The sequence below is a fragment of the Azospirillum formosense genome, from assembly GCF_013340925.1.
GTDB classification, from domain to species: Bacteria; Pseudomonadota; Alphaproteobacteria; order Azospirillales; family Azospirillaceae; genus Azospirillum; species Azospirillum formosense.
This window is the reverse complement of sequence record NZ_WHOR01000018.1, coordinates 1-13290: the sequence shown is the minus strand read 5'-3', so window position 1 is coordinate 13290 and position 13290 is coordinate 1. Positions and strand designations below refer to the sequence as shown.

Annotated in this window: 15 protein-coding genes; all 15 read left to right on the top strand. The window is 68.3% G+C overall.

Annotated elements, in window-relative coordinates:
- Position 1 precedes the first annotated feature (1 nt).
- The gene (locus GBZ26_RS04375; protein WP_174437768.1) at positions 2–445 is read left to right on the top strand and encodes an ASCH domain-containing protein; all 444 of its coding nucleotides are present in this window, start codon (positions 2–4) and stop codon (positions 443–445) included.
- Positions 442–2139, top strand: a complete 1698-nt coding sequence (locus GBZ26_RS04370) for a bifunctional DNA primase/polymerase (RefSeq protein WP_174437767.1) — start codon at positions 442–444, stop codon at positions 2137–2139. Before GBZ26_RS04375 ends, GBZ26_RS04370 begins: the two co-directional genes overlap by 4 nt.
- A complete protein-coding gene (locus GBZ26_RS04365) occupies positions 2136–2426 on the top strand; it encodes a hypothetical protein (RefSeq protein WP_174437766.1) in 291 nt (96 codons plus the stop codon). Before GBZ26_RS04370 ends, GBZ26_RS04365 begins: the two co-directional genes overlap by 4 nt.
- Complete coding sequence (locus GBZ26_RS04360; RefSeq protein ID WP_174437765.1) at positions 2423–3076, top strand: hypothetical protein; 654 nt, start codon at positions 2423–2425, stop codon at positions 3074–3076. Before GBZ26_RS04365 ends, GBZ26_RS04360 begins: the two co-directional genes overlap by 4 nt.
- The gene (locus GBZ26_RS04355) at positions 3073–3273 is read left to right on the top strand and encodes a hypothetical protein (RefSeq protein WP_174437764.1); all 201 of its coding nucleotides are present in this window, start codon (positions 3073–3075) and stop codon (positions 3271–3273) included. The genes GBZ26_RS04360 and GBZ26_RS04355 overlap by 4 nt, the downstream gene beginning before the upstream one ends.
- Positions 3274–3450: 177 nt before the next feature.
- Positions 3451–5052, top strand: a complete 1602-nt coding sequence (locus GBZ26_RS04350) for a DNA primase family protein (RefSeq protein WP_174437763.1) — start codon at positions 3451–3453, stop codon at positions 5050–5052.
- Positions 5053–5380: 328 nt separating this feature from the next.
- A complete protein-coding gene (locus tag GBZ26_RS04345) occupies positions 5381–5947 on the top strand; it encodes a hypothetical protein (RefSeq protein WP_174437762.1) in 567 nt (188 codons plus the stop codon).
- A gap of 103 nt (positions 5948–6050) precedes the next feature.
- A complete protein-coding gene (locus GBZ26_RS30945) occupies positions 6051–6446 on the top strand; it encodes an HNH endonuclease (RefSeq protein ID WP_174437761.1) in 396 nt (131 codons plus the stop codon).
- A 94-nt stretch (positions 6447–6540) separates the two neighbouring features.
- On the top strand, positions 6541–7110 hold the full coding sequence (locus GBZ26_RS04335; RefSeq protein WP_174437760.1) for a phage terminase small subunit P27 family: 570 nt from the start codon (positions 6541–6543) through the stop codon (positions 7108–7110).
- Between the two features lies 1 nt (position 7111).
- Positions 7112–8785 (top strand): terminase large subunit, encoded by a 1674-nt coding sequence (locus GBZ26_RS04330; protein ID WP_343207184.1) that lies wholly within the window; start codon positions 7112–7114, stop codon positions 8783–8785.
- On the top strand, positions 8782–10068 hold the full coding sequence (locus GBZ26_RS04325) for a phage portal protein (RefSeq protein WP_174437759.1): 1287 nt from the start codon (positions 8782–8784) through the stop codon (positions 10066–10068). The genes GBZ26_RS04330 and GBZ26_RS04325 overlap by 4 nt, the downstream gene beginning before the upstream one ends.
- Before the next feature lie 13 nt (positions 10069–10081).
- The gene (locus GBZ26_RS04320) at positions 10082–11023 is read left to right on the top strand and encodes a S49 family peptidase (protein ID WP_174437758.1); all 942 of its coding nucleotides are present in this window, start codon (positions 10082–10084) and stop codon (positions 11021–11023) included.
- Between the two features lie 83 nt (positions 11024–11106).
- Positions 11107–12459 (top strand): phage major capsid protein, encoded by a 1353-nt coding sequence (locus tag GBZ26_RS04315; RefSeq protein WP_174437757.1) that lies wholly within the window; start codon positions 11107–11109, stop codon positions 12457–12459.
- A gap of 6 nt (positions 12460–12465) precedes the next feature.
- Entirely contained in the window at positions 12466–12915 is a 450-nt protein-coding gene (locus GBZ26_RS04310) for a hypothetical protein (protein WP_174437756.1), read from the top strand.
- Between the two features lie 52 nt (positions 12916–12967).
- The coding region (locus tag GBZ26_RS04305; RefSeq protein WP_174437755.1) for a head-tail connector protein at positions 12968–13290 on the top strand (323 nt) is incomplete at its 3' end.

Here is a 13290-nt window from a genome sequence, read left to right as displayed (position 1 = left end):
GATGGTCGCCTATTCCTTCCGCCCCCGCTTCATCGACCCCATCCTGGCCGGGCTGGAACCCGGCCCGTTGCTGCCCGGCATGAAGCGGCAGACGATCCGTGGCGCCAGCGGCGGAAAGCGCCACGCGCGCCCCGGCGAGCTGGTGCAACTCTACACCGGCATGCGGACGCGGCAGTGTCGCAAACTGGGCGAGGGCCGGTGCGTGGCCGCTGAACCGGTGACCCTGCTGCTTGAAAAGCCGGGCCTCGTGATCATCGGCGATGCGATGACGCCCGCGGACGATCACGAGGCCGCCCGGCAACTTGACGCCTTCGCCATCTATGACGGCTTCCGCGACTGGCCGGACCTCGTCGCCTTCTGGGCGGCGGAACACCCCGGCCTGACCCGGTTCGAGGGGGTGTTGATCCGGTGGGAGCCGCTTGCCGGTGCGGAAGTTCGGCCATGACCGAAACACCCGGACCGGAGTTGAAAGAGGCGGCTTTAGCCCATGCGGGGCGCGGGTGGAAGGTGTTCCCCTGCGTCTCCCGCGGCAAGGTCCCCTGCAAGGAAGTCGGGCTGTTTGAACACGGCGTGAAGGAAGCGGCCTCGTCCCGCTTCTGGGTGACGCAGCTCTGGCGCCGCTGGCCGGCGGCCAACGTCGCCACGGCGGCAGGGGAGGACAGCGGCTTTTGGGTTCTCGACGCCGACTTGAAGCCGGAGACCGACGAAGACGGTTTTCGCACCCTGCGCGAGCTGGAGGACCTGTTCGGCGAAGCCCTGCCGGACACGCTGGGCCAGATCACACCGTCGGGTGGTCGGCACTGGCTGTTCCGCTGGCCGGAGCGGGCCATTCCGAACAGCAGCCGGGCCAAGTGCGGCCCCGGCCTCGATACCCGCGGCGAAGGCGGGTACATCCTCGTCGCGCCCAGCATCCACCCGAACGGCAAGCGCTACGTCTGGACCGCCGATCCCGATTCGACGGCCATCGCTCCGGCGCCAGAGTGGCTGGTGCGGCTGGTGATCGGGGCGCCGGACGATCTGGAATGGCTCCGCCGAGCGCTGGACGGCAAGGCCCTGCCGGCGTGGCTGGCGAAGCGCCTGTCGGTGCCGAAAGCTCCAGCGGACGCCGAACGGGGCGGGCCGCCGCCGGGCAGCATCCACCCCTATGCCCGCAAGGCGCTGGAGGAGGAAGCGCAGAAGGTCCGCACCGCTGTGTCGGGCAGTCGGAATTCAACGCTGAACGAGGCGGCCTTCAATTTGGGGCAGTTCATCCCCAGCGGCTACCTGCCGCGATCCCTGATCGAACAGCACCTGTCCGTGGCCGCCCTGGCGTGCTTCGGCAGTGACCAGCGCGAGCTGATCGCGGCGCAGAAGACGATCAAGTCCGGGCTCGACGGCGGCATGCAGCATCCGCGCGAGCTGCCGGCGCCTCTGGTGCCGCAACGCCGTGGGCGGAGCGGAAGGCCCGCGCCGCGCCGTCCGCTTCGGACGGCGGCGGAGGACCCGCAGGCGGTTGCCGCCGCCGTGGCGTCGGCCCGTGCCCTGTGGGCCGATGGGCGACGGGTGGATGACGTGCCCGGCGCCTTGGCCTTCCTGCGGGCGGCGAATGCGGTTCGGTCATGGTCGATGCTGCGGGCGGTGGATCATCTCGACCTGACGCATGTGGTGCCGGGTCAAGGGCGCGTCCTGCTGCACCGTGGGCCGGCGGTGCTGGCCGCCATGCAGGTGTGGAACCCAGAGGCGACCGGGCCGGAGGTGTCCGGCGTGCTGGCAACCTGGATCGATGCGGACGGGCGGACGGTGGAGGTGGAACACGCCAGCATCGGGCGCCCGGTTCCGGCGCGGCGCATGTTCGGTCGGCGGGGGGGCGCGGTGCGGCTGTCGCCGCTGGGCGAGGCCAACATGGTCTATCTGGCCGCCGATCTGCCGCTGGGGCTGCTGTGCGCCATGACCTGTCCCGACAAAGCGGTGTGGGCGGTTGGCGGCGCCGTCGCCATGGCCGACGTGCTGCTGCCGGACGCCGTCTCCGACGTGCTGCTGCTGGGCGCCGGGGACCTGTCGCGGGAGCGCGCGGCCTCCATCGCGGCGGCGCTGGGCAACGGCGAGGGCCGCACGGTGCGGGTGGCGCGGACGACCGCGCAGAAGGCGAGGGTGTCATGACCGCCAGAAGTTCGGCCATGACCGAAGGTGAGGCGCGCAAGCTCGCCATCGCCTGGATATGCGGGACGGCCCGGCGCCCGGCGGAGGTGGTGGCGGAGCTGCTGCGCCTTTACGGCCACCGGGCCACCAAGGGCGCAGCCCGTCGCCGCTGGCGGTGGGATGATGCCTACGACCTGATGTGGCCGATGCTGCTCGATTCCCCGACCTATGCCGGGCGCATCCGGCGGGCGGTGCTGGCGGCGGACCGGCGGAGCGCGGTGCGGGATGCCGGGAGGGTCGCGGCATGAGCGACCTCTTCGACCTCCCCGCACCCCTCCCTGTCGCTGTGAACGCAATCCATCGGCACAAGGGCGGGGAGTACGAGCACGATCCGCACGACTGGTACGTCGAGGAGCCCTGGTGCACCGACGTGCTGCTGGACGCCGTGACCTTCACCGGAACGGTGCTGGACCCGTCCTGCGGCTCGGGCCGCATCGTGGAAGCCTGCCGCCGTCGCGGCCTGGATGCGGTGGGCTCCGATCTGGTGGACCGGGGCTATCCCCACTGCACGCCGCGCATCGACTTCACGCTGCCCGGCGCGTGGCCGCGGGGCAGCTTCGACAACGTCATCTGCAACCCGCCTTACTACTCGGGAAAGGGCTCTGTGGCCTTCATCGACGCGGCCCTAGGCGTTGCCCGGCATCGGGTGGCCGCGCTCGTGCCGTTGCCCTTCCTTGCGGGCCAGCGGCGCAATCCATGGTTCAAGGGCCTGCCCGTCAGCCATGTGCTTGTGCTGTCGCGCCGACCGTCCATGCCGCCGGGGAAGCTGCTGGGCACCGTCGCGCAGAAGGGCGGGAAGGAAGATTACACCTGGATCGTCTGCACCCACGGGCATGTCGGCTTGCCGTCGCTCGATTGGCTCATGCCGGATGCCCCGGCAGGAAAGGTTCGGCCATGACCGTAGTTCGTTTTCCGACCGTGTTCGTCGTGCCTCCCGTGGAAGTGGCTGGCCGCCTGATCAACGGGTATGGGGCGGCCAAGGCCGCGCCGGGCGTCGATGCCTTCGGCTTTTGGGAAGAAGCCTTCCTGGCGCTGCCGCCCGGCCTCCAAGGCCGTGTGCGCGAGGCAACCGGCTACGCGGAACCGCTGGAATGATGACGGCGGCCATATGGGCGCCGTCAACCCTCTGTTCCCCTCCCCGCACCCCTCCCTTTGAGGGCTACCCGTTGGTGGCGCGGGGATGGGGATGGCGGAATGGAGGCGCGCCGGGCGCGGTGACGCGGGGCGGCCCATGTCTCGCAATCCGTCTAGACGCTTTGTGCCGGAGGGGCGATGGCGCCGCTTGACGATCAAACGCCGCTCGATGCCCTGCGCGCCGCCATCGACGGCGCGGAACAGGCTCCGCTCGACGGCTTCGGCGGGGGTGACGAGCCGCCCGTCGAAGGTGATCCGGCGGACGACCTGGAACTGGCCCGGTACGCCTACAACGACAGCGGCAACGCCGCGCGTCTGCTGGCGCGCTTCGGCACGGCACTGCTGCATGTGGACCGCGTGGGGCTGCACACCTGGGACGGCAAGCGCTACGGCCTGGAGCTGGGCGAAGCGCGGGCCAAGTTGCTCGCGCAGAAGACGGCGTCGCTGCTCTACCGCGAGGTGGAGGCGTTGCGCCGTCTCGGTCCGCCGCCGCCTTCGGACGAAGAACGAGAGTGCGAGGACGACAAAGAACGCGCCCGCATGGCCGGGGCACGGATGAAGGAATGGCGCAAGAGCATCGACGAAGGCGAGAAGTGGGCGGTGCAGACCGGCAACGCCGGCAAGATCAACGGCATGTTGGAGATCGTCACCCCACGGGTGACCAAGCCGTCCAGCGTCATGGACGCGAACCCCTGGCTGCTGAACATCGACAACGGGACGCTGAACCTTCGGGAGAAGCCGGAGACTACAGCCCGGACGACGGTGCGGCGGCACAGCCGTGACGACCTGTTGACCAAGCTGGCGCCCGTGCGGTTCGACCCGGATGCCACTTGCCCGACCTTCGACGCCTTCCTGGCCCGCATCCAGCCCGACGCGGCGGTGCGTGGCTTCCTCCAGCGGTTGTTCGGCTACTGTCTCACCGGGGACGTGACCGAACAGGTGTTCGTGATCTTCCACGGGGAGGGCGCCAACGGCAAATCGACTTTGACCGACCTGATGCGGGAGGTCTTCGGCGACTATGCCGCCACCGTGCCCGCTGGCGTCTTCATGTCGAAGCACAACGACGATCCGGACAAACCCCGCCCGTCGCTGGCGAAGCTGCCCGGCGTGCGGCTGCTGCTCATGTCGGAGCCGAAGGGCGGGGCGATGCTGGACGAAAGTCTGGTCAAGGCCGTGACCGGCATGGAACCCCTGCCGACACGCAACTTGAACGAGAAAGAATTCGACCTGCGTCCGGTGTTCAAGCCGATCATGTCCACCAACCACAAACCCGGCATCAACGGGCAAGACATTGGCATTTGGCGCCGCGTGAAGCTGGTGCCGTTCGAAGTAATCATTCCGGAGGATGAGCGCGACCGCGGCCTGCCGGACCGGCTGCGGGAGGAAAAGGCAGGCATCTTCAACTGGCTGCTGGATGGGCTTGCCATGTGGTGGGAAGAGGGCCTGAACCCGCCGGAAATCATCACCGCGGCGGTGGAGGAGTGGAAGAAGGAAAGCGACCCAATCGGGGAGTTCCTGGAGGCGGAGACCTATGCGGCGCCGAAGGAGCGGGTGAAAGCGTCGGTCCTGTACGAGGCGTATGCGAAGTGGTGCGAGGTCAACGCGAAGGAGCCGCTGAAGGCCAACAGCTTCGGTCGGAAGCTGCGGGATCGGGGCCTGAAGGTCGTCAAGTCGGACGGCGTGAACAACTATCTCGGGTTGCAGATCACGCCGGGTGTCGAGCCCCCGGAAATCACGTAGCGGCAGGGAGCATTCGGCCCATTCAGGGAGGACTGGTTCGTAATCCTCCCTGGGGCAACGGGGCGCAAACGCTGACAAACACTGAGGTCAGGGAGGACAGGGAGGACAGGGAGCATTTTTCAGACATCGGCCTCATGCATGTGCGCGCGTGTGCGCGCGGCCATGCGCGAGCGTGCGTATGCGGAACGCTCCAATAATCCTCCCTGTCCTCCCTGTCCTCCCTAAACCAAGGAATATCAAGGTGTTCAGACAGGGAGCAATTTGCAGGGGCAGGGAGCATTCGGCGTTTTCAGGGAGCAATAGGTATCGGGAAGGGGAGTTTCAGGCGATGGATGGCGGTTCGGTGGTGCTGGGCGAGGACGACGAAGGGCTGGTCACGGGGCGGTGGCTGACCCTGCCCGACCGTGGCGACCCAGTGGCGCCGGGGATGCTGCACGGCAAGGGCTGGGTGGCGCTGATGTACGCCCGCGGGCGTATGACCACGGCGCAGGTTGTCGCTGCGGTCGATATCGCCCGTGGGCTGTCGCTGGAGGTCGTGGCGTCGGCGTCGGGTCTGCGGGCGGTTGACCCTTCGGCCCTGGTGGTGGACGGCGGCAACCGCACCTCTCCGCCGCTCGCCCCGGTTGGCGGTGTGGTTGGTGCACCTGCTGCCGGGCGGGTGGAGCAGTGGCGGCGGACCCTGCGGGCGGACAAGGCTACGGGCACGCTCCATGGTCGTCGGGGTGCCATGTTCGTGGACCTTGTCGTGGTGCGGGTGATCATGGGCGAGGTGACGGCGTCGGCGCTGGATCAGCGCCTTGGGCTTCGGAAGGACCGGGTTCGCGACGAGGTGCTGCGTCAGCTTCGCGCCTATGCTGAAACATTCTGTCTCGGTGTTCCGAAAATTCCCTCTTGACGGACACGGGGGTGTTTTGCGAACGATATTACCTAGGTTGGATGAATGCGCCCGGCGGAGGTAACTCCGACCGGGCGCTTCGCTTTCCTGCCCCTTCTCCGCCATGCCCTGGAAACCCAAGAAACCCTGCGCCGCTGTCGGCTGCGGTCGCCTGACCGATGGCCGGTTCTGCGATGCCCACGCCCAGCAGCACCGCCAGCAGCACGACCATGCTCGCCGCGTCTCTCAGCCGTGGCGAGCTTGGTACAAGCTGGCGGCGTGGCTGGAACTGCGCGCGTGGCGACTATCGGTCGAGCCGCTGTGCCGCATGTGCGCGGCAGACGGGCGGGTTGAGGCGGCCACGATCTGCGACCACGTCGTTCCGCACCGGGGTGACCGGGCCAAGTTCTTCGACCGTGCGAACACGCAAAGCCTCTGCAAGCCCTGCCACGATGGCCGGAAGCAGAGCGAGGAACGCCGCGCCGCCGCCCGGTCCAGCCGAGGGGTAGGGGGTGTCTGATCCCTGGGGCCTTTCGCCCCTGGGACCGGCGCCTTAGACGAATTGTTAGACGCGCGAAATTGGCAAAACTTTTTTTGAGCCAAGAGGTTAGACGATGAAAGGCCGCAAGCCGAAACCGGCGGAGGTGAGGGAGGCGCAGGGCAACCCTGGGCACCGCCCCTTGCCTGCCGCCGCGCACGATGTGCCGGGTCTGAAGGCGTCGGCGCCGAAGGGGCTGCCCGTCGCCGCGCGCCGTATCTGGGACGAACTGGCGCCCGAACTGGGCCGGATGAAGCTGCTGCGAAGCACCGACTTCGGCGCATTCTCCCGCTACTGCGAGCATCTGGCCCGTTGGGTGGCGCTGACCAAGGACCTGCGGAAGACGGGCGAAACCTACGTCACCGAAAGCGCGCACGGCACGATGGAGCGCGTGCGGCCCGCCTTTCTCGTCCGTGACCGTCTCGAATCCCGCCTGGAATCGCTGGAGGACCGCTTCGGCCTGTCGCCGTCCGCGCGCCAGCAACTCTTGCAGCGCCTGTCCATGGCGCCGCCGCTGCCGCAGCAGCCGGGCCTGTTCGGTGACGACGCGGCGCAGCAGTCCGCCCGGTCGCCCGACGCTCCATCCATCCCGCCGGTTCCCGCCGCGTCCCCGGTGGGTTTGTTGAACCGTTCGCGCCTGAACTGACGTGACCGACACTGGTCTGCCCATCGACGCTCCCCCGATGCCGGTCGGCGGGGAGCAGTATGGCGCGTGGTACGACCATGCGGCGGCGGAGGCCGCGGTGGCGTTCTTCCCCACCTACCTGCGCCATACGGAAGCGCAGTGGTGGGGCCAGCCGTTCCACCTCGCGCCGTGGCAAGCGAAGATCGTCCGCACCGTGTTCGGCTGGAAGCGGGCGGACGGCACGCGGCTGATCCGGGAACTGTACCTGGAAGTGCCCCGCAAGAACGGCAAGACGGAGTTCGCCGCCGGCCTGTCCATCCTGATGCTGATCGGGGATGGCGAGTTCGGCGGTCAGGTTTATTCCGCCGCGGTGGACAAGGATCAAGCCAAGATCGTGTTCAACAAGGCCAGCGTCATGGTTGGCCTGTGTGAGGAGCTGATGCAGGCGGTGGAGGTCTACAAGACGTCCCTGTACTGCCCGGAGCTGGCCGCAAGTTTCAAGCCGCTGTCGGCGAAGCCGGGCAGCAAGCACGGGTTCAGCCCGTCCGGCGGGATCTACGATGAAATCCACGAATGGCCGTCCGGCGACCTTCAGGACGTGGTGCACAAGGGCGCCATCGCCCGCCGCCAGCCGCTGGAGGTCTACACCACGACCGCCGGGGAGCATGGCAAGGGCTACGGCTGGGAAGTCCACGAACGGGCGGTGGCGATCCTCAAGGGGGAGGTGATCGACCCCACCTTCCTGCCGGTCATCTTCGCCGCCGATCCGGAGGACGATTGGACCGACCCGGCCACCTGGGCGAAGGCGAACCCCGGCTATGGCGTGTCGGTCAAGGCCGACTTCCTGAAGACGGAATGCGCCAACGCACAGGGCAAGCTGCGCAAGGAAGCCGACTTCAAGCGCTTCCACCTGAACATGTGGGTGGATCAGGTCATCACCACCGGCCTGCCGATGGACAAGTGGGACGCCTGCCGCATCACGCCCGTGACGCTGGCCGAACTGGCGGGCCGCCCTTGCTGGGGCGGCCTCGACCTGTCCACGACCACCGACCTGACCGCCCTGTGCCTCGTCTCGCCCAAGTTGGACGGGTCCGGCTATGACGTGTGGTGGCGCTTCTGGCTGCCGGTTTCGTCCGACAGGGACCTGCGTGAGCGGTGCAAACGTGACCGCGTGGACTTCGCCAAGTGGATCGCGGAAGGCTGGATTCGCCCGACCGAAGGGAACACGGTCGATTACGACGTGATCAGGGCGGAAATCACCGGGCAGGGCGAAGGCGCCGAGCAGCTCGGCGACTGGACGCCGATCACCGAGATGGTGGACCTGAAGGAACTGGCGATTGACCGCTGGAACTCCAGCCAGATCACCACCCAACTGACCAACGACGGCGTGACCATGGTGCCGTTCGGGCAGGGCTACGCCTCCATGTCTGCCCCGTCGAAGGAGTTCGAACGCCTGATCATCGCGGGCGAACTCAACCATGGCGGCAACCCGGTGGCCCGCTGGATGGCGACGTGCGTCGCCTACGATACCGATGGGCGCGACAACATCGCCCCTGTGAAGCCCGACCGCCGGGGCACGCCCAAGCGCATCGACGGCATCGTGGCCGGCACCATGGCCGTTGGCCGCGCGATGGTGGCGGAGCCGGGCGGCGGCGGGATTGAAGTCCCCGAAGACTATGAGGTGCCCACGGCATGAGCTGGCTGCAACGCATGTTCGGGCAGGACGGGCAGCAGGAAGAACGCCCGCGCGACCCGGCGGACGACTACTGGTATTCGTCGTTGGAGGGGGCCGTTGCCGCGACCTCCGGCATGCTGGTCACCACCGACGCGGCGCTGCAACTGCCCGTCGTTCTCGACTGCGAAAAGGTGCTGTCGGAAACGGTCTGCTCCCTGCCGATCAAGGTTTTCCGGCGCCTGCCGAACGGCGGACGGGAGGAGGCGGACGGGCATCCCCTGACCGATCTGTTCGCCTTCCGCCCCAACGGCTTCCAGACCTCTTGGGAGTTCTTCGGCCAGATGACGTGGTGGCTGGCGTGGTACCGCAACGCCTATGCGGAGATCGTGCCCGGCCCCCGTGGCGCGGTCGATCAGCTCGTGCCGCACCATCCGAGCTGCGTCACCCCGCGCTGGAGCCGCAGCACCGGGGAGGTCTGGTACGATGTCATCGACCTTCGCACCGGCCAGAGGAAAACCCTGCACGCGTCCGAGATGCTGCACCTGCGGGCGCTGCCCTTCTCCGCGGATGGCCTGACCGGGGTGCCGGTCACCAAGACCAGCGGCAACATCATCGGCGCGGCCTTGGCCGTGCACGCCTACGGCGCGCGATTCTTCAAGAACGACGGTCAGTCCGGCGGCCTGCTGGAGGCGCCTCCCGGCACCTTCAAGGCCACGGTGGACCGTGACAACTGGCTGTCTGCGTGGCGGCGCGCGCGGACAGGGTCGAGCCAGCACAAGGACGCGATGCTGGAACACGGCATCAAGTACAACCGCGCCCAGCTCGACAACCAGAAGGGCCAGTTTCTGGAGACCCGCAACGCCCTGAACGAGGAGCTGGCCCGCATCTGGCGCGTGCCGCAGCACAAGGTCGGCATTCTCGGCAAGGCGACGAACAACAACATCGAACAACAGGCCATCGAGTTCGTCACCGACACCATCCTGCCGATCCTGGTGCTGTGGGAACGCAAGATCAACGCCGACCTGATCCTGCGTCCGGACGTCTACTTCGCGGAATTCAACGTCGCCGGCCTGCTGCGCGGCGATCTGGAATCCCGCTACAAGGCGTTCTTCCAGGGGCGGCAAGGCGGGTGGTTGTCCATCAACGACATTCGGCGGATGGAGAACATGAACCCGATCCCCAACGGTGACGATTACCTCCAGCCGCTCAACATGGCGCCGGCTGGCACCAAGCCTCCCGCGGCCCACGCGCCGCGCGCCGCCCTGCCCGAAGACCTGGGCCTTGCCGTTTCGCTTCCGCAGTAGGAGCCCCGTCACCATGCCCGAACGCTCCGCCACCATCGCGCCCGACGCGATGGAGCTTCACTATGCCCACATCGTCCGCGCCGTGGCCGACACGCCGTGGGCGATCACGCCGCGCATGCTGGCCCTGATCACCGACCTTGTGGCCTTCCGCGCCGCCGGAAACCGCCTGACCAAGGCGGAAATCCGCGACCGCATCGCGGCGGAGGTCGAAGGCAGGATCAACGCCGAAACCGCCCGCGTCGGGGCGGCCCGCAGCGGCGACGTGGCGGTGATCCCGCTCCAAGGGGTGATCACGCCGCGCGCCGGCATGTTCGCCGACGTGTCCGGCATGGCCGCCCTGGACCGCTTCCGCGCCCGCGTCCGCGAAGCCCTGTCGAACGAACAGGTCGGCTCGATCCTCGTCCACATCGATTCCCCCGGCGGCAGCGTGGACCTTGTGGAGGAGGCCGCGCGCGAGCTGTTCGACGCCCGCGGGCAAAAGCGCCTGGTTGGGATTGCCGACACGCTGTGCGCGTCGGCGGCCTACTGGATCGGGGCGCAGGTGGATGAGCTGGTGGTCACGCCTTCCGGGGAGGTGGGCTCCATCGGCGTCTATGCGGCCCATGTCGAGTATTCGAAGGCGATGGAAGCCGCCGGGGTCAAGGCGACGCTGGTCAAGGCCGGCAAGTTCAAGGCGGAGGGCAACCCCTACGAACCCCTGACCGAAGAGGCGCAGGCCGCCATGCAGGCCCGCGTCAACGACTACTACGACATGTTCGTGAAGGCCGTGGCCCGTGGCCGTGGCGTGAAGCCGGCGGACGTGCGCAACGGCTTCGGCGAAGGCCGCGTGGTCGGCGCGGCGGAAGCGGTGCGGCTGGGCATGGCCGACCGTGTCGCCACCTTCGAAGACACCCTGGCCCGGATGCGCAACGCCCGCCCGTCCGGCCAATCCCGGCGCTCGCTCGCCTTCGCGTAACCCACCCGCCCATCAACCGCGCGGCCCGGCGCCGTCCCATCCAGGGGCGGCGATCCCCACCGCTTTTTCATCGGGAGCATCGAATGCCCAACATCAAGGAACTGCGACAGGCCGTTTCGGACCTCAAGGCCGAAGGCCGGCAGAAGCTGTCCGCCTACAACGCCTTGGCGGCCAAGGCCGGACGCACGGAGGCCGAAGAGGCGGAGCTGAAGAAGCTGAACGCCGACATCGACGCGCTGGAGGCCAAGGTGTCGGAGGCGCAGGCCGCCGTCGAGGCCGAAGAACAGCGGCTCGACCGCGAGCGGTCCTTCGCCCCGCTGCCCGGCGCCAACCCCGGCGCGCAGCAGCCGAGCCCCGCCGGCAGCTACGGCAGCACGGAGCCGGACCCGGCCCGCACCAACGGTTTCGCCGATCTGGCCGACTTCGCCCTGGCCGTCCGCGCCGCGACGCCGGGCGGTGGCAACGTCGCCGTGGTCGATCCCCGCCTGCTCGGGCCGTCCGCGTCGGACCCCGCCAACGTCATGCGGGCGTCTGGCAGCGATGAAGGGTTCCAGGTTCCCCCGGCCTACCGCGACAGCATTTGGGACATGGTCTTCGCGCTGGACGACATTCCGTCGCTGGTGGATTCGGAACCGACCTCCGCCCGCGAGGTGAAGATGCTGGCCGACGAATCCACGCCCTGGGGCGCGGGCGGCATCCAGGTCCGCTGGCGGTCGGAAGGCAAGAAGATGGAGGAGAGCAAGGCGCCGCCGCCGGCCCCCCGCTCCGTCCCGCTGGAACCGCTGTATGCCTTCGTGCTGGCCGACGAAGACCTTCTGGAGGACGCGCCCCGTCTCGCCAACCGGCTGACCACCAAGGCCGCTCTCGCCATCACCTGGAAGATGGGCGACACGGTGATCTATGGCGATGGCGTGCAGAAGCCGCTGGGCTGGATGAACAGCCCGGCCAAGATCACGGTGCCGAAGAAGGTGGGGCAGGCCGCCAAGACCGTCACGGTGGACAACGTGCTGGACATGTACACCCGCCTGCTGGTGCAGCCGAACGACACGCCGTTCTGGATGGCGAACCGGGACATCGTGCCCCAGCTCGTCACGCTGCGCATCGGCGACAACCTGATGTGGACGCCGCCGGTGGCCGGTCTGAAGGAGGCGCCCGGCGGCTTCCTGCTCGGCATGCCGATCCGCTGGAGCGAACACGCGGAGACGCTCGGCACCGAAGGCGACCTTCAGCTCGTCTCGCCCAAGGGCTACTACCTCGCCAAGCGGGCCAGCGGCATCCGCATGGACACCTCCATTCACCTGTACTTCGACTACGGCATCCAGGCGTTCCGCTGGACCTTCCGCGTCGGTGGGCAGCCCTACCTGTCCAAGCCGGTGCAGCCCGCCAAGGGCGACACGTCGAAGTCGCACTTCGTCACCCTCCAGACCCGCGGGTAACCCACCATGACCGTGAACAGCACCGTTTCGCCGTCCGCGCACGTCGCGCCGGTCGGCGTCATCCCCCCGAAGACGCAGGCCCCCGGTTCGGTCTCCACCGGTTGGGTCAGCATGGCGCAACTCGCCGTCGGGCAGGCCATCGTTCAGGCCGGCACGCTCGCCAGCGGCGCCAGCGTCGCGGCCAAGCTGGTGCAGGCCAAGACCGATTCCGGGGGCGCGGCGAAGGACGTGGACGGCAAGGCCATCACGCCCCTGGCTGTGTCCGACAAGGTGGCCGTGCTCGACTTCCGGGCGAGCGATCTGGACGTGAACGGCGGCTATGCCTTCGTCCGTCTGACCCTCACCGTGGCCGGCGCCGACGCGGGACTGTCCGCCGTCCTGCTCGGTCTGTCGCCGCGGTACGGCAAGGCCAGCGACCACGCGGCGGAAGCCGTCGTGGAAATCGTCCCCGGCTGACGGCGGAACGGGGCGGTCCCCGGACCGCCCCGCCGAAAGGGCAATCACGACGATGTTGTCCGCACTGAAGCAGGTGTCGCGCCCGGTCGGCGAGCTGGTGCCGCTCGACCGGGTCAAGGCCCACCTGCGCGTCGATGGACCGGACGAAGACGGTCTGATCGGTGGCTATCTGCTGGCGGCGGTCGGGCTGGCCGAGAACCACACCCGGCGGTGCTTCCTGCCGCGCTCCATGCTGCTGTCTCTCTTCGGCCATCTTCCGACGACCGGCATCGACCTTCCCACCGCGCCCGTTCAGGCGGTGGACAGCGTCGTTTTCGAGGCCGCGGACGGTGAAGAGACGGTGATTCCCGCGGCGTCCTACCGCTCCATCCTGGA

Excerpts from the sequence above, each read along its gene's own strand:
- GBZ26_RS04375 (WP_174437768.1), top strand. The coding sequence starts at position 2 with ATGGTCGCCTATTCCTTCCGCCCCCGCTTCATCGACCCCATCCTGGCC.
- GBZ26_RS04370 (WP_174437767.1), top strand. The coding sequence starts at position 442 with ATGACCGAAACACCCGGACCGGAGTTGAAAGAGGCGGCTTTAGCCCAT.
- GBZ26_RS04365 (WP_174437766.1), top strand. The coding sequence starts at position 2,136 with ATGACCGCCAGAAGTTCGGCCATGACCGAAGGTGAGGCGCGCAAGCTC.
- GBZ26_RS04360 (WP_174437765.1), top strand. The coding sequence starts at position 2,423 with ATGAGCGACCTCTTCGACCTCCCCGCACCCCTCCCTGTCGCTGTGAAC.
- GBZ26_RS04355 (WP_174437764.1), top strand. The coding sequence starts at position 3,073 with ATGACCGTAGTTCGTTTTCCGACCGTGTTCGTCGTGCCTCCCGTGGAA.
- GBZ26_RS04350 (WP_174437763.1), top strand. The coding sequence starts at position 3,451 with ATGGCGCCGCTTGACGATCAAACGCCGCTCGATGCCCTGCGCGCCGCC.
- GBZ26_RS04345 (WP_174437762.1), top strand. The coding sequence starts at position 5,381 with ATGGATGGCGGTTCGGTGGTGCTGGGCGAGGACGACGAAGGGCTGGTC.
- GBZ26_RS30945 (WP_174437761.1), top strand. The coding sequence starts at position 6,051 with ATGCCCTGGAAACCCAAGAAACCCTGCGCCGCTGTCGGCTGCGGTCGC.
- GBZ26_RS04335 (WP_174437760.1), top strand. The coding sequence starts at position 6,541 with ATGAAAGGCCGCAAGCCGAAACCGGCGGAGGTGAGGGAGGCGCAGGGC.
- GBZ26_RS04325 (WP_174437759.1), top strand. The coding sequence starts at position 8,782 with ATGAGCTGGCTGCAACGCATGTTCGGGCAGGACGGGCAGCAGGAAGAA.
- GBZ26_RS04320 (WP_174437758.1), top strand. The coding sequence starts at position 10,082 with ATGCCCGAACGCTCCGCCACCATCGCGCCCGACGCGATGGAGCTTCAC.
- GBZ26_RS04315 (WP_174437757.1), top strand. The coding sequence starts at position 11,107 with ATGCCCAACATCAAGGAACTGCGACAGGCCGTTTCGGACCTCAAGGCC.
- GBZ26_RS04310 (WP_174437756.1), top strand. The coding sequence starts at position 12,466 with ATGACCGTGAACAGCACCGTTTCGCCGTCCGCGCACGTCGCGCCGGTC.